This window comes from Streptacidiphilus sp. MAP12-20, assembly GCF_041262525.1.
Lineage (GTDB): Bacteria > Actinomycetota > Actinomycetes > Streptomycetales > Streptomycetaceae > Streptacidiphilus.
The window spans coordinates 46,712-59,891 of record NZ_JBGCCK010000003.1 but is presented as its reverse complement, the minus strand read 5'-3'; the positions used below and the strand labels follow the sequence as shown (position 1 = coordinate 59,891).

Annotated in this window: 16 protein-coding genes and 1 pseudogene; 9 read left to right on the top strand and 8 right to left on the bottom strand. The window is 71.6% G+C overall.

The features are described from left to right. Positions 1-60: 60 nt before the first annotated feature. The 3 genes and pseudogenes from ABIA32_RS04655 to ABIA32_RS04645 form a co-directional block, all read right to left on the bottom strand. Positions 61-216, bottom strand: a pseudogene (locus ABIA32_RS04655) (helix-turn-helix domain-containing protein); the annotation flags it as partial. Between the two features lie 63 nt (positions 217-279). After that, the gene (locus ABIA32_RS04650) at positions 280-804 is read right to left on the bottom strand and encodes a thiol-disulfide oxidoreductase DCC family protein (RefSeq protein ID WP_370092520.1); all 525 of its coding nucleotides are present in this window, start codon (positions 802-804) and stop codon (positions 280-282) included. Positions 805-807: 3 nt separating this feature from the next. Further along, positions 808-1,230, bottom strand: a complete 423-nt coding sequence (locus tag ABIA32_RS04645; RefSeq protein ID WP_370092519.1) for a hypothetical protein — start codon at positions 1,228-1,230, stop codon at positions 808-810. A gap of 218 nt (positions 1,231-1,448) precedes the next feature. Between ABIA32_RS04645 and ABIA32_RS04640 the strand changes: the two genes are divergently transcribed. Then, complete coding sequence (locus ABIA32_RS04640; protein ID WP_370092518.1) at positions 1,449-1,802, top strand: hypothetical protein; 354 nt, start codon at positions 1,449-1,451, stop codon at positions 1,800-1,802. A gap of 44 nt (positions 1,803-1,846) precedes the next feature. Here the strand turns inward: ABIA32_RS04640 and ABIA32_RS04635 are convergent, their stop codons facing one another. Continuing rightward, a complete protein-coding gene (locus tag ABIA32_RS04635) occupies positions 1,847-2,650 on the bottom strand; it encodes a GNAT family N-acetyltransferase (protein WP_370092517.1) in 804 nt (267 codons plus the stop codon). Positions 2,651-2,820: 170 nt separating this feature from the next. On the opposite strand from ABIA32_RS04635, the gene ABIA32_RS04630 reads away from it, so the two are divergent. Next, positions 2,821-3,423, top strand: coding sequence for a Uma2 family endonuclease (locus ABIA32_RS04630; RefSeq protein ID WP_370092515.1), 603 nt, complete (start codon positions 2,821-2,823; stop codon positions 3,421-3,423). Between the two features lie 7 nt (positions 3,424-3,430). Here ABIA32_RS04630 and ABIA32_RS04625 read toward each other — a convergent pair whose 3' ends face one another. Then, complete coding sequence (locus ABIA32_RS04625; RefSeq protein ID WP_370092811.1) at positions 3,431-3,952, bottom strand: DinB family protein; 522 nt, start codon at positions 3,950-3,952, stop codon at positions 3,431-3,433. A 114-nt stretch (positions 3,953-4,066) separates the two neighbouring features. On the opposite strand from ABIA32_RS04625, the gene ABIA32_RS04620 reads away from it, so the two are divergent. From ABIA32_RS04620 to ABIA32_RS04600, 5 genes are all read left to right on the top strand, one after another. After that, positions 4,067-4,762 carry a class I SAM-dependent methyltransferase gene (locus ABIA32_RS04620; protein WP_370092514.1) on the top strand — a complete coding sequence of 232 codons (696 nt, stop codon included), beginning with the start codon at positions 4,067-4,069 and terminating at the stop codon, positions 4,760-4,762. Between the two features lie 72 nt (positions 4,763-4,834). Continuing rightward, a complete protein-coding gene (locus tag ABIA32_RS04615; RefSeq protein ID WP_370092513.1) occupies positions 4,835-5,419 on the top strand; it encodes a hypothetical protein in 585 nt (194 codons plus the stop codon). A 185-nt stretch (positions 5,420-5,604) separates the two neighbouring features. Continuing rightward, a complete protein-coding gene (locus ABIA32_RS04610; protein ID WP_370092512.1) occupies positions 5,605-6,045 on the top strand; it encodes a helix-turn-helix domain-containing protein in 441 nt (146 codons plus the stop codon). Beyond that, on the top strand, positions 6,032-6,592 hold the full coding sequence (locus ABIA32_RS04605; RefSeq protein WP_370092511.1) for a hypothetical protein: 561 nt from the start codon (positions 6,032-6,034) through the stop codon (positions 6,590-6,592). The genes ABIA32_RS04610 and ABIA32_RS04605 overlap by 14 nt, the downstream gene beginning before the upstream one ends. Positions 6,593-6,726: 134 nt before the next feature. Next, entirely contained in the window at positions 6,727-7,083 is a 357-nt protein-coding gene (locus ABIA32_RS04600) for a DUF2516 family protein (protein ID WP_370092810.1), read from the top strand. Here the strand turns inward: ABIA32_RS04600 and ABIA32_RS04595 are convergent. Further along, complete coding sequence (locus tag ABIA32_RS04595; RefSeq protein WP_370092510.1) at positions 7,001-8,380, bottom strand: PP2C family protein-serine/threonine phosphatase; 1,380 nt, start codon at positions 8,378-8,380, stop codon at positions 7,001-7,003. The two genes, ABIA32_RS04600 and ABIA32_RS04595, sit on opposite strands and share 83 nt — an antisense overlap. A gap of 249 nt (positions 8,381-8,629) precedes the next feature. Between ABIA32_RS04595 and ABIA32_RS04590 the strand changes: the two genes are divergently transcribed. After that, the gene (locus ABIA32_RS04590; protein WP_370092509.1) at positions 8,630-9,211 is read left to right on the top strand and encodes an O-acetyl-ADP-ribose deacetylase; all 582 of its coding nucleotides are present in this window, start codon (positions 8,630-8,632) and stop codon (positions 9,209-9,211) included. Between the two features lie 64 nt (positions 9,212-9,275). Here the strand turns inward: ABIA32_RS04590 and ABIA32_RS04585 are convergent, their stop codons facing one another. Both ABIA32_RS04585 and ABIA32_RS04580 read right to left on the bottom strand, forming a co-directional pair. Continuing rightward, entirely contained in the window at positions 9,276-10,358 is a 1,083-nt protein-coding gene (locus tag ABIA32_RS04585; protein ID WP_370092508.1) for an NlpC/P60 family protein, read from the bottom strand. Between the two features lie 540 nt (positions 10,359-10,898). Then, positions 10,899-11,699 (bottom strand): class I SAM-dependent methyltransferase, encoded by an 801-nt coding sequence (locus ABIA32_RS04580; protein ID WP_370092507.1) that lies wholly within the window; start codon positions 11,697-11,699, stop codon positions 10,899-10,901. 162 nt (positions 11,700-11,861) lie between these two features. Here ABIA32_RS04580 and mshA point away from each other — a divergent pair, with 162 nt between their 5' ends. Continuing rightward, positions 11,862-13,175 (top strand): D-inositol-3-phosphate glycosyltransferase, encoded by a 1,314-nt coding sequence (mshA, locus tag ABIA32_RS04575; protein WP_370092506.1) that lies wholly within the window; start codon positions 11,862-11,864, stop codon positions 13,173-13,175. Positions 13,176-13,180: the final 5 nt, after the last annotated feature.

The following is a 13,180-nucleotide window of genomic DNA, read 5'->3' as shown; positions in this document are numbered from 1 at the left end:
GGAGCCATCTCGATCCTTACTAGACTCTCGCCGAAACTCTTTGCCCTCGTAGTAGTAGTAGGCGTTGCCGACCGAGACGCCGGCCTCCGCCGCGATCGCGCGCATCGTGGTCTTGTCGTATCCGCGCTCCTGGAAGAGCCGCATCGCGGTCTCCAGGATCAGCGCGCGGGTGCGTTCGCTCTTCGCCTTCTTGGCGCTCTCGGCCGCTTCAGCCATCTCGCTGGTCTCGGCGGGCTCGGTGGAGGCATCGGCAGGCAGATCGTCGGTCACCCGTCGAGGCTATCCGGAGCGGGGGTAGCACTCGCCGCCGCAAGAGACGTCGGCTTCGGCATCGGCGTCGGCGTAGGGCCGGGTGGTGGGGGAACCGGCTGCCCCCTGCACAGTCGGTGCCCCCACCTCCCGTCCGTCCCTCCGGGCGAGCGCCTTGCGCCACCGTGCTGCGGCGAGCACCGCCGCACGGGCGAGCGGCGCCCCGGTGGGTGTACTGAGCCGGTGCGCCGTCACCCGGTAGCCCTCGAGCGCCCAGAGGCAGGCGATCCACGCCGCCGAGCCCTCGTAGACCTGACCGTCGTCGCTGACCACCGTGATCTCGGACTGGCTCCGCGCGTGGTCCAGCTGCGGGAACCGGGCGCGCGCCTCGGCGGAGGCGACATCGACGAACTCGAGCGGCACCAGCTGTCGCTGCCGTTCCAGCCAGCCGCGCAGATGGCGACAGAGCGGGCAGGCCGGATCGGAGAGCACGGTGAACCATCGGACCGGGGCGTCGCTGGAGCCTCGGCCCGGGGCGTTCTCCTCCGCTGCCACCGCTCAGACCTGCGGCGCGACGGGCCCGACGGGGCCGGCCCAGCCGGTCGGCGGCATCGGCGGACGGGGCTCCTGACGCAGCGCCGACCCGCGACGGAAGCGGTTGAGGACGTAGACGTTGACCAGGTGCAGCACGCCCAGGACCAGCAACACCGTGCCGACCTTGTACGACAGGGCCTGGAAGACCCCGACCACGTCGCGTACGTCGTTCTGCCCGCCGCGCAGCCAGAGCGCGACGAAGCCCAGGTTGACCAGGTAGAAGCCGACCACCAGCAGGTGGTTCACGGCATCGGCGAGCTTGTCGTTCCCGTGGAAGACGTCGGCGAGGAAGACCTTCCCCGAGCGGCTGAGCGTGCGGCCCACCCAGATGGTGAGCGCGATGCTCAACACCAGGTAGACGACGTAGGTGATCACGGTCGAGTTCATGGCGAAACAGCCCTTCAGTACGCTGCGCACTGGTTCTTGAACGCGTTCAATTTCGCGTTGATGCGACTGTAGCCATGTTTTTGAACGCGTTCAAGTGCTTGTGCGAGGGCATGCGGGAGCGGAAGCTCAGATCTCGGTCAAGTGGGGTGTCGGCCTGGTGCGCCCCGGGCACAGTGGCGTTGACGCGGCGGGGACCCGCCGCCGAACAAGGGGGGCCGATGATGATCGGTACGGGATTCGTGGTGGTGCTGGGCCTGGTGGTGCTCGGCGTCATCGTCGCGGTTTCTGCGGGTGCGGCTCAGAACAGCCGGAACAGGCAGCGGCGCGGAACGGTGCAGCGACAGGCCATGCCGTGGCAGCCGGGGCAGCAGGACGGGTTGAGCTACCTCTCCGACCCGGGCACGCCGGCCGGCGGAGAGGCGGGGACCGGGCACGCGGGTCACGGCCACGGCGGTCACGGCGGTGGGCACCACGGCGGGCACCACGACAGCGGCGGCTCGTCCTGGTCCTCAGGCTCGGACTTCGGTTCCGGCGGCAGCTTCGACAGCGGCGGCGGTCACCATCACGGCTGACGAAGGGGGCCGCGCCGACGTTGAGTCCGCGCGGCCCGTTCAGCTCATTTCACGCGGTACTCGTACGGCGTCGTCGTCGCCAGCTGCGTGAAGCCGAGCCGCGCGAGGATCGGCCGGCTCTGGTCGGACGCGTCGACGAAGAGGTAGCGGTAGCCGCGCTCGACGGCGACCCGCGCGCGGTAGCCGACCAGCGCGCGGTAGATGCCACGTCCGCGCCACGCCTCGACGGTGCCGCCGCCCCACAGGCCGGCGAAGTCGGTGCCCTCGTTGAAGTCCATCCGTGCGGCGCAGACCGGCCGGCCGTCGGCCACGGCGACCAGCGCCACCACGCTCTCCGGCGCGCGCTCGAGCTGCACCAGCAGCCGAGCCTTGATCCGCTCGCCGACCCCGTTGTCGAAGGCCTGGTCGTGCACCTCGGCAAGCATCTCGATCCCGGCGGCGTCCGTCACGGGCACGAAGGCGACCCCCGTCGGCATCGGCGCGGGAATCCCGGCGATCTCTGCCGCCTCGGCGACCATCAGCGCCTCCGCGTCCTCGGGCACGAAGCCCGCAGCGGCGAGCCGGGCACCGAGATCGGCGGGGCGGTCGTGACTGTAGAGCTTCCACTCGAAGCTCTCCACATCCCCGAGCGCGGCGTAGTCCCGCACCTGCTGCGCGATCACGTCGTCGGCATCCGCGCCCGCCTCGTCCGCACCCAGCCCGGACCAGAGCACGCCGTTCCACATCGCCCCCGGCCCGACCTGCCGCGTCACCGCGCCGACCCGCTCCACCCGCGTGAGCGGACTGTCGGGCCGCGCCTCGCGACGCATCTGCTGGTCGAACTGGGCGAGTGCGGCGTCAGCATCCATGAGGGCAGCCGACCACACCGCCCTGACCTGCGCAAACGAATATTCTCTCGCCGCCTGCGGTGACCGTAGGGCCCGGATCACTCGTTCGGCTGACGTTCGGCCTCAGAGACGCGGGGCCGGGTTGGACCCTACGATGATGGTCTCGACATCAAGCCGGTGAGGAGGTGCACATGTCCGCCGCAGCGACCGAGCATCATCGCGACGATCCGGCCACTCTCCTGCAGCAGGCCGAACGCATGTGGCAACAGCTTCCGGAGGGCTACCGAGTCGAGATCATCGGGAGTCAGATCACCGTGACGCCACCACCCGACAGCCGCCACGGCATCACTCTGACCGACGTGATGTTGCCATTCCTCGCCGCAGGGCTTCACAGCGATCAGTCGAAGGTGGTCCAGGGCGTCGGACTCTGGCTGCCGACGGGCCCGTCGGACTTCGCCATCCCAGATCTGGCTGTTGTCGATGCGGACATCGAGGACCACTGCGTCGAAGCCAACTGCTACGACCCAGCAGTCTTCCGGCTCGTCCTAGAGGTCTCCTCAAGCAACTACGCCACCGACCTCCGCGCCAAGGTCTCCGCCTACGCGGCGGCGCACGTGCCGGTGTACGTCATCGTCGACCGTCGGCACGAGCGCCTCCACCTACTGACCAGCCCTCAGCAGGAGGAATACGCCTCCCACAGGGTCCACGCCCCGGGCGAGAGCGTGACGCTCCCCGCGTCCATCGGCGCGGAGGTCACGCTCGACGTGGCCTCGCTGCTCAGTCTCAAGAGCTGAACGCCGGTCAGACCCCGACCGTTCCGTCGACGCCTTCGCGGAGGAAGTCCGCGTGGCCGTTGTGGCGGCCGTACTCCAGCAGCATGTGCAGCATCACCGCGCGCAACGTCACGTCGGACTCCCAGCGGGGGGCGTAGACCGTCAACTCCAGCGACTCCGCCTCGCGCTCGATCCGCCGGGAGTGCTCGATCTCCGCGTGCCAGGCGGCGAAAGCCTGCTCGCGCGTCGAGCCGCTCGCGTCGTAGGCGACCTGGTAGTCGCCCTCCGGCGACCAGACCAACGGGAGATCCGTCTCCTGGTTGATCGTCCGCCGGAACCAGGCTCGCTCGACCTCTGCCATGTGCCGCACCAGGCCCAGCAGGGAGAGCGTGGACGGCGGCATGGACTGCTGCCGCAGCTCCTCGTCCGTCAGGCCGTCGCACTTCATCGCGAGCGTGGCCCGGTGGAAGTCGAGCAGCTCGCGCAGCGACTGGCGCTCGCCACTGGAGGTGTCCGGCGAATTCCGCACCGTCGGCGTCGACTTGGTCATTTCTTCGGCTGCCATGGCTTCAAGATCCCTTCCCGTTCGAGGGCCACAGCCTATGTGTGCGGCGCGACCCAGTCGCCTGAATCCCGACACCGGGAAACGTTAGGCTCCCTGGCCATGGCCGATCTGACCGAGACGAACCCGTCGAGCGTGATCCAGACGCGCTACCTCAGCACCACCCGCTCCTCCTACGACACGGTCGCCCACGACTACGCCGTACTGCTGGCGGACGCGCTGGACTCCCGGCCGCTCGACCGCGCGCTGTTCGGCGCGTTCGCCGAGATGGTCGGGCCGGAGGCGGAGATCGCCGATCTCGGCTGCGGGCCGGGACATGTGACGGCGTACCTGCGCGGGCTGGGCGCGAACGCTTTCGGGCTCGACCTCTCGCGCGAGATGGTCAAGGTGGCGCGGCAGCGGCATCCCCGGATCCGGTTCGTCGAGGGCTCCATGACGGAGCTCGACCTCGCGGACGGCCGCCTCGGCGGGATCGTCTCCTGGTACTCGATCGTCCACACGCCCCCGGAGCTGCTGCCCACGGTCTTCGCCGAGTTCCACCGCGTGCTCGCGCCCGGTGGACACCTGCTGATCGGCTTCAAGGCCGGCGAGCGCCTGCACCACCTCGACCGCGCCTACGGGCACGACCTCTCCCTCGACGTCTACTGGACGCCGCCGGAGCAGATCGCCTCCCTGCTCCAGGAGGCAGGCTTCGCCGTGGACACCCGCCTGATTCGCGAGCCCAGCGACGCGGAACGAGCCTCGCGCCAGGGCCCGCAGGCTGTGATCTTCGCCCACCGCCCGCCGCAGGATGCCTGAACCCCATGCCCGTTGATCCGTCGGGACTGTCCGGATCACGTGCGGTTTGCGGGGCGCAAAGGAGCGGCGTTCGTGATCCCGGCGCACGCCACCTTCGAGTGGAGGCTCTCCATCGGCGTTGCCAAGAACTGGCTCGTCAACGACGGAAAGATCGACATCCTGACCGGGTACGAGGAGCAGGGCAAGACCCTGCACCCCCACGGCGGTGGGGGACCGGTTGAGCTCACTGTCGGCGACGGCAAGAACGGAGGCCCGGTCCTGGTTTCGGTCGCCGGTGGCACCAAGCTGTCTCCCGGGCACCCGGCCTGGGAGAGGCTGACCGTCACCAACCACACCGGCGCCACGATCTCCGAGCCGCTGAAGTTCCTGCCGCAGGCGTTCGCCTTCGCCCAGATCGGCCAGGTAGATCTCAAGCTCTACCAGTGGGTCGGCGCCACGGCCAAGGCCAAGGCGCACTGGCAGGACATCACCAAGTCCGGCTTCACCGTCCCGGCTGGCCTGGCGGACAGCGCCACGGCCTCGGCCTGGTTCCAGGTCCGCGTGGTCTCCTACACCGCCAAGGCCCCGTCCGAGCAAGGCGAGATCTGGGCCTACAGCCCGCAGATCCTGCCGACCCCGCAGGCGATGCCGTCCGAGCCGGTGACGGTTCTCCGCTGAGGTCGTTCCGCCCGGCCCGTGCGACTACGGGCCGGGCTTCTCATTGAGCCGCCGCCGGGGAGAGAAGTGCTCCGGCGGCGGCTCGTTTACGGTCCTGGCCCAGCGTGTGTCTCGTCGGGCGACGCGCGCGTGCGATTGTTAGCAGCGTGCTTGCATTTGCAAGCACGGCCAGGCAGCATGGAGGCATGGCCTCACTGAACGTCGGGTCGCTCGGCGAGTACATCCGGGAGCAACGGCGGCATGCGCAGTATTCGCTGCGTCAGCTCGCCGACGCCGCAGGGGTGTCCAATCCGTACCTCAGTCAGATCGAGCGCGGACTGCGGAAACCGAGCGCGGAGATCCTGCAGCAGATCGCCAAGGCGCTGCGGATCTCTGCGGAGACGCTCTACGTGCAGGCGGGGATTCTCGAGGAGCGCGAGGAGCAGGGGCTGGAGTTGCGGGCCGCGATTCTCGCGGATCCGCTGGTCGACGAGCGGCAGAAGCAGGTGCTGCTCGCCGTGTACGAGTCCTTCCTCAAGGAGAACGGCGTCTACCACGCCGCCGCCGGGGCCACCGCAGACGAGCCGCAGACCCAGCCAGTCGACGACGAGAACCAGAAGGGGAGGACCACCCATGCCGATCGCTGATGACCTCCGTAAGACTCTGTCCGACCCCACGCCGCTCTACGCCCTCGCGGGTGCTGGGGACCTGGCCGTGGAGAAGCTCAAGACCGTGCCCGAGCGCGCCGCCGCGCTCGCCGCGGACCGCAAGGCCACGCAGGAGAAGGCCACGGCGAAGCTCACCGAGGCGCAGACCAGGCTGACCGAGGCGCAGGCCAAGGTCACCGAGGCCGTGCAGACGCTGCCGACCGACCTGAAGTCGCTGCAGGAGAAGGCCCAGGGCCTGGCGCTGCAGAGTGTCGGCCGCGCGGCCGAGCTCGCGGTGAAGGCGCGCGAGGCCTACGACGAGCTGGCCGTGCGCGGCAAGTCCGTCGTGGAGCGACAGCGCAAGGACGCCGCCGACGAGGCCGAGGCCGCGATCGAGGCGACCGTCTCCAAGGCCGACGTGTTCGCCGCCGAGGTGGCCGCGGACGTCGAGCCGACGCCCGCCGCCGAGCCCGCCGCCGAGGCGAAGGCGGAGGCGCCGAAGCCGGCGCGGAAGACCACCACGCGCAAGCCGCGCTCCGCGGAGTAGCGCAGCAGAAGATCAGCATCCATGACCACGGCTGGGGCACGTCTCACGTGTCCCGGCCGTTGTCATGGCACGATGGGCCCCGCACGAGCCTGGTCGCACGAGCCTGAGCGTTTGGCAACAAGGGAGTGGTGACGATGCAGCTGGCCGCCTACGGGCTGCTGACGGCAGCGTTCAGCAACGTCATGTACTGGCTGCTGATGGCGCTGACCCTGTTCAAGGTGTTCACGTTCGTCGACGCGGCGGTCCGCCGCGAGGACGCCTACCGCGCCGCGGACAAGCAGACCAAACCGTTCTGGCTGATCATCCTGGGCGTGTCCGTCGGGATCGACCTCTTCCTCGGGATGCTCTTCCTGTCGCTGATCGGGCTGGTCGCCGCGATCGTCTACATGGTCGACGTCCGACCCGCGATCAAGCGGGTGTCGCCCTCCCGGAAGAGCCGGAACGGGCAGCAGAAGAAGCACGACCACATGGGGCCGTACGGGCCCTGGTGAGCAGCAGCACCGCGACGTCGTCGGCCAGCGCGCCGCCGTTGAGGTCCTCGACCTCGGACATGGCGGTGTCGATCAGCAGCTCGTCGCGCAGGCCGCCCTGCTGGTGGTCGCCGATCATGTCGATCAGCCCCTCCTGGCCGAGGCGACGCGTGCCCGCACCTATCCGGCCCTCGATCAGGCCGTCGGTGTAGAGCATCAGCGCCCAGTCCTCCCCCAGCCGGACCTTGACCGGCGGCCAGTGGCCCGCGCCGATCAGGCCGAGGGCCGGGCCCGCGTCGTCGAAGGGCAGCAGAGCGGGCGGGCCCTGGTCGCCCAGCAGCAGCGGGGCCGGGTGGCCGGCCAGGTGCAGCTCGGCGTGGTCCCCTTCGGGCCCGATGGCCAGCATGCACAGGGTCGCGAAGATCTCCTCGCTGCGGCGCTCGTGCTCCAGCACCCGCTGGAGTGTGGCGAGCAGTGCCTCGCCGGTCAGGCCGGCGAAGACCAGGGTGCGCCAGGCTATCCGCAGCGCGACGCCGAGCGCGGCCTCGTCCGGGCCGTGGCCGCAGACGTCGCCGATGACGACATGGACCGTGCCGTCGGAGGTGCGGACGGCGTCGTAGAAATCCCCGCCGAGCAGGGCGCGGCGGCGGCCGGGCCGGTAGCGGGCGTGGAACGTGAGCCCGGAGCCGTCCAGAAGTGGGGTCGGCAGCAGGTGGCGCTGCAGGCGCGCGTTCTCCTGGCCGCGCAGCTCCGCCTCGACCAGACGGCGCTGTGACTCGTCGGCGCGCTTGCGTTCGACGGCGTAGCGGACGGCGCGGGTCAGCAGTCGACCGTCCATCTCCTGCTTGACCAGGAAGTCCTGCGCGCCGGCGGCGACCGCGGCGGCGCCGAGCTGGACGTCGACCGTGCCGGTCACGGCCAGGACCGCCGTCCCCGGGGCGCGACGCAGCAGCGTACGGATGTCCTCCAGGCCGCTGCTGTCTGGGAGCTCCAGATCGAGCAGGACGCAGGCGGTGTCCGCGTCGAGCAGCCGCAGCCCCTCGGGCAGGCTGCGGGCCCAGCGGAAGGCGACCTCGGAGCCGAGCTCGGCGAGAAGGTTGCGGACGGACTCCGCGCCGGCGTCGTCGGCCTCGATGAGCAGCACGGAGAGCGGCGTCGCGGGCGCGACGGGGACAGGGACGAGGACGGGGGGCGCGACGGGGACAGCCTGCGCGGCCGGGGGCGCCGAGGGGACGACGGAGGTGCGCGGGCGCGGTATCGGAGCGCTCGCGGAGTTCTGGTTCGCTGCGCTCGAAGCGGCGCCGGCGTGGGCGGACATGGGCTACCTCCCTCTCCCCGACTCGGTAACGGCTGGGCGGTGGGCGTGGTGCCCATCAGACACCATGATCCGGCGACCTCCCCGTGACCGTGACGTGATCTCCACGACCTCTCCCCACCGGGGCGGAGTGGACAGAAGGCGGCTTTTGTCACCCTGATGGACCAGAACCCGTGCGCCGCTTGGACGGTAACGAAGATGCTCGGCGCGAAGGCCCGCAGATAGCGTGCGAAGGGACGAAAGGAGCCCGTGATGGAGATCACGCTCGTGCAGGGTGACATCACCACACAGCAGGTGGACGCCGTCGTCAACGCGGCGAACTCCTCGCTGCTGGGCGGCGGGGGCGTCGACGGGGCGATCCACCGGGCCGCCGGACCGGAACTCCTGGCCGCGTGCCGGGCGCTGCGCGCCTCCCGCTACGGCAGGGGGCTGCCGACCGGCCAGGCGGTGGCGACGACGGCCGGCCGGATGCCCGCCCGCTGGGTGATCCACACCGTCGGCCCGGTTCACCCACGCTTGGAGGAAGGCGCGGCCGAACTCGAGCGGCGGGCGCAGCTGCTCGCCTCCTGCTATCGCGAATCCCTGCGGGTGGCGGAGGAGTTGGGCGCGCGCACGCTGGCGCTGCCGGCGGTCTCCACCGGCGTGTACGGCTGGCCGATGGAGAGCGCGGCGCGGATCGCGCTGGGGGTGCTGGCGGAGGCGGCGGGAGCCGCCGAGGCCGCGGGGACCGGAAGCCGCCTGGAGGAGGCCCGGTTCGTGCTGTACGGGGCAGACGCCTACGGCGTCTTCGAGCGGGTGTGGCGGGAGTTGTCGCACGGACCCATGGTGGACTGAGAGGCCGTCAATCCACCACGGTTATTCGATAACTCGTTCGAGTGAACTTCGATTATGCGACTCGTCAGGACGGTCGGACGACGCCGAGGATGGGCATCGAGCCCGCAGCGGCCAGCTCGACGACGCCGCCGGGGTGCGGGGCCTGGATGATCGCCCCGTCGCCGACATAGAGCGCGACGTGGCTCGCGTCGTGGAAGTAGATGACGAGATCCCCGGGCTGCAACGAGGAGACGGGAACCCGGCGCAACAGCGCCCACTGCTCCTCCGAGGTCCGGGGGATGTCGACGCCGGCCGCTTGCCATGCCCGCATGGTCAGGCCCGAGCAGTCGAAACGGTCGGGGCCGACGCCGCCCCAGAGGTAGGGCTTGCCGATCTGCGCCACGGCGTAGGCGATGGCCGCGCGCGCGGCGCCGTGCGCCTGCCGGGAGAGCTGGGCCGCGGTGAGCCCGCCGCGCCAGGTCATCTGGGCGTCGTAGGAGGACTGGGCCTGGAGCTGCTGGAGCGAGGCGAGTTCGGTGGCGGAGAGGGAGGCGAGCAGTCCCTGCGCGGTGGCGAGCTTCGCCTTGATCTCGGCGACGGCGGCCGCGGCGGTGGCCTGGCTCCTGCTCAACGCCTCCCACTCCGCCGTCGCCGCGTCGCCGTAGGCGGAGAGCGCGGCCTGCGCCTGCTGCAGCTCCTGCAGCAGGCTCGCGACGGAGACGTTCGCCTGTTGGGCGAGCGGGAGTTGGGCGAGATAGGCGCCCGGATCGCTGGAGAGGAGCAACTGCAGGCTCGGGCTGTTCGCAAAGGCCTGGCCGGTGTACTGCTCGTTGGCCACCTGGCCCACGAGCGCGTTGAGGCTGTCGACCTGCGCCTGCGCGGCGACGATCTGCCGGGCGAGGTTGACGATCTGCAGCTGCTGCGCGAGGACGGCCTGAGTGGCCGCGTCGTAGCGGGCGGTCGCCGACTCGGCCTGCTGATAGAGCGCGGCGACTTCCTGCTGCAGCTGGGCGAGCGGCGTTACGGTCGCCGCCGGAGCGCGCGTCCCGGCGACGCCCGCCACGCCCGCGACGCCCTCGGCGGAGGCGGGCGGCGCGGCAGTGGCCCCGAAGGCGAGCGCGGTGACCGCGAGCAACGCGAGCTCCAGCCGGCGTCGAGAGCGTGGCACAGTGGCCTCCCCAGTTCTGACGGCCTGTCAGATATGCTCCCGGGATGCTGCCATGGATCGATGTAAACGACCAGAGTGCTGCGCAGGGCATCGCATGAGACTCGCGAAGGGCCCGGCCGGCGGGAGGGACCGTCGGGACACGGTGGGAGCCGCAGGGCCGGAGCGCGGACGGGCGTCGGCCAGGGCCACGAGGCCGCAGCTCGGCGGGGGCGGCCAGGGTCGAGTGACGGCCATCGGCGTGGCTGGGCCGAATCGACAAGCCGGACAAGGCCGCGAGACCGCCGCTCGGCGGAGGTCGGCGGGGGTCGGCGGGCCCACCGAGGCCGCGACTCAGCCGAGATCGCCAAGCCGGCCAGGGCCGGGAGGCCGAAGCACGGGCGCGAGGCGGGCGTCGGCAGGAAACGGCAAGCCGGACAGGGCCGCGAGGCCGTGGCCCGGCGGGGGTCGGCCAAGGCCGGGAGGCGGCCGGGAGGCCCTGGCTCAGCGGGGTCCGGCGGGGGTCGGCCAAGGCCGCGAAGCCGCAGGTCGGCGCGGGCCGCGTCAGTGGGGGGCGACGGCGGGCCAGGGGAGGGTGAGTTCGCCGAGGCGCTGGCGGGAGGGGGTGTCTGCGAGCGGCCAGGTGGTCGCGAGGGCGCGGGTCGTGGCCAGCCAGCGCTGGCGGACGCCGAAGTCCGCGTACGGTGCGGCCGCGGCCCAGGCCCGGTCCAGGTCGCGCAGCAGCGCGTGCACCCGCTCGCCCGGCACGTTGCGGTGGATCAGGGCCTTCGGCAGCCGCTCCGCCAGCTCGGAGGGGCGCTCCAGGGAGGCGAGGTGGGCGGCCAGCGTCAGCGTCCGCGGGCCCTCCGGGCCGAGGGTGACCCAGGCTTGGCGGCGGCCGATCTCGTCGCAGGTGCCCTCCACCAGTAGCCCGCCCGGCGCCAGCCGCCCGCAGAGACGGGCCCACGCGTCCGGAACCTGGTCCTCGTCGTACTGGCGCAGCACGTTCGCGGCGCGGATCAGCATCGGCCGCTCGCCGCCGTCCAGCGGCACCTCGAAGCCGCCCCGGCGGAAGGTGAGCGCGGGCGGCCGGGCCACGCGCTGCGCGGCGGCGACCCGCTCCGGTTCGATCTCGATGCCGACCATCCGGACGTCCACCCGCACCACCCGCAAGCGCTCGAACAGCTCCACCGCCGTCCACGGGGCCGCGCCGTAGCCGAGGTCGACGGCGACCGGCGCCACGTCCGCCCGCCGCAGCGCCGGGGCCAGCGCGTGGGCGATCCAGCGGTCCTGGCGGCGCAGCCGGTTCGGGTTGGTGGTGCCCCGGGTGACCGCCCCCACCGGTTTCGCTGCCGCGGATCTCATGTCACGCAGCGTACGCGGCAGGTCGTTCGCCCAGCATGCCAACCCGGCACGCCAGGTAATCTGGAGAAGAGGACGAGGGCGGGAATCGCTGGGCTTTCACTCCTGTTGCACCAGTGTTGAAGCCACTGGCAGGACGACCCAGGACCGGAAAGAGGACGAGCGGTGACCCATCAGCCCGCCCGCGTCGCCATGCTGAGCGTGCACACCTCCCCCCTGCATCAGCCCGGGATGGGCGACGCCGGAGGCATGAACGTCTACATCGTCGAGCTCTCCAAGCGCCTGGCCGAGCTGGGCACCGAGGTCGAGATCTTCACCCGCGCCACCGCGTCCGAGCTGCCGCCGCAGGTCGAGCTCGCGCCGGGCGTCCTGGTGAGGCATGTCACAGCCGGCCCCTACGAGGGCCTGCTCAAGGAGGATCTGCCCGCGCAGCTCTGCGCCTTCACGCACTCCGTGCTGCGCACCGAGGCGGGCCACCGTGCCGGCCACTACGACGTGGTCCACTCGCACTACTGGCTCTCCGGGCAGGTGGGCTGGCTGGCCGCCGACCGCTGGGGCGTGCCGCTGGTGCACACCATGCACACCATGGCCAAGGTCAAGAACGCCTCCCTCGCCGCAGGGGACCAGGCGGAGCCCGCCGCCCGGATCATCGGCGAGTCGCAGGTGGTCGACGCCGCGGACCGGCTGATAGCCAACACCGAGGAGGAGGCGGAGCAGCTCGCCTCCCACTACGGCGCCCGCCCCGACCAGCTCTCCGTCGTGCACCCCGGCGTGAACCTGGATGTCTTCCGCCCCGCGACGGCTTCGCCGACCGGTCCCGTGGGCGACGCGGTGAACCGCATCCGCGCGCGACTGGGCCTCCCGACGGACGCGGTGGTCCTGCTCTTCGCCGGCCGGATACAGCCGCTCAAGGGCCCCGACGTGCTGGTCCGCGCGGTCGCCCAGCTGCTGGAGGAGGCACCGGAACTGCGCGAGCGCCTGGTCGTCCCGATCGTGGGCGGCCCCAGCGGCAGTGGGCTCGCCCGCCCGGAGGCCCTGCACAAGCTGGCCGCCCAGCTGGGCGTCTGCGACGTGGTCCGCTTCCAGCCGCCGGTCGGCCAGGCGGCGCTCGCCGACTGGTACCGCGCGGCGACGGCGCTGGTGATGCCCTCCTACAGCGAGTCCTTCGGCCTGGTCGCCCTGGAGGCCCAGGCCTGCGGCACGCCGGTGGTCGCGGCGGCGGTCGGCGGGCTGCCGGTCGCGGTCCGCGACGGGGAGACAGGCTTCCTGGTCCAGGGCCACGACCCCCGTGCCTGGGCGCGAGTGCTGCGCCGCTTCGTGGAGAACCCCGAGCTCGGCGCCCGCATGGGCGCGGCGGCGGCGGACCACGCCCGCGCCTTCGGCTGGGGCGCGGCGGCGCGGGCGACGGCGGACGTCTACGCGGAGACGATCGCCCGGACGCGCTTCGCGCAGGGCCTGGCCGCTGCTACGGCACGGTAACGTGC

Bases quoted from the DNA above. Each gene is read 5' to 3' on its own strand.
- ABIA32_RS04645 (WP_370092519.1), bottom strand. From the start codon at position 1,230: ATGAACTCGACCGTGATCACCTACGTCGTCTACCTGGTGTTGAGCATC.
- ABIA32_RS04640 (WP_370092518.1), top strand. From the start codon at position 1,449: ATGATGATCGGTACGGGATTCGTGGTGGTGCTGGGCCTGGTGGTGCTC.
- ABIA32_RS04635 (WP_370092517.1), bottom strand. From the start codon at position 2,650: ATGGATGCTGACGCCGCACTCGCCCAGTTCGACCAGCAGATGCGTCGC.
- ABIA32_RS04630 (WP_370092515.1), top strand. From the start codon at position 2,821: ATGTCCGCCGCAGCGACCGAGCATCATCGCGACGATCCGGCCACTCTC.
- ABIA32_RS04625 (WP_370092811.1), bottom strand. From the start codon at position 3,952: ATGACCAAGTCGACGCCGACGGTGCGGAATTCGCCGGACACCTCCAGT.
- ABIA32_RS04620 (WP_370092514.1), top strand. From the start codon at position 4,067: ATGGCCGATCTGACCGAGACGAACCCGTCGAGCGTGATCCAGACGCGC.
- ABIA32_RS04610 (WP_370092512.1), top strand. From the start codon at position 5,605: ATGGCCTCACTGAACGTCGGGTCGCTCGGCGAGTACATCCGGGAGCAA.
- ABIA32_RS04605 (WP_370092511.1), top strand. From the start codon at position 6,032: ATGCCGATCGCTGATGACCTCCGTAAGACTCTGTCCGACCCCACGCCG.
- ABIA32_RS04600 (WP_370092810.1), top strand. From the start codon at position 6,727: ATGCAGCTGGCCGCCTACGGGCTGCTGACGGCAGCGTTCAGCAACGTC.
- ABIA32_RS04595 (WP_370092510.1), bottom strand. From the start codon at position 8,380: ATGTCCGCCCACGCCGGCGCCGCTTCGAGCGCAGCGAACCAGAACTCC.
- ABIA32_RS04590 (WP_370092509.1), top strand. From the start codon at position 8,630: ATGGAGATCACGCTCGTGCAGGGTGACATCACCACACAGCAGGTGGAC.
- ABIA32_RS04580 (WP_370092507.1), bottom strand. From the start codon at position 11,699: ATGAGATCCGCGGCAGCGAAACCGGTGGGGGCGGTCACCCGGGGCACC.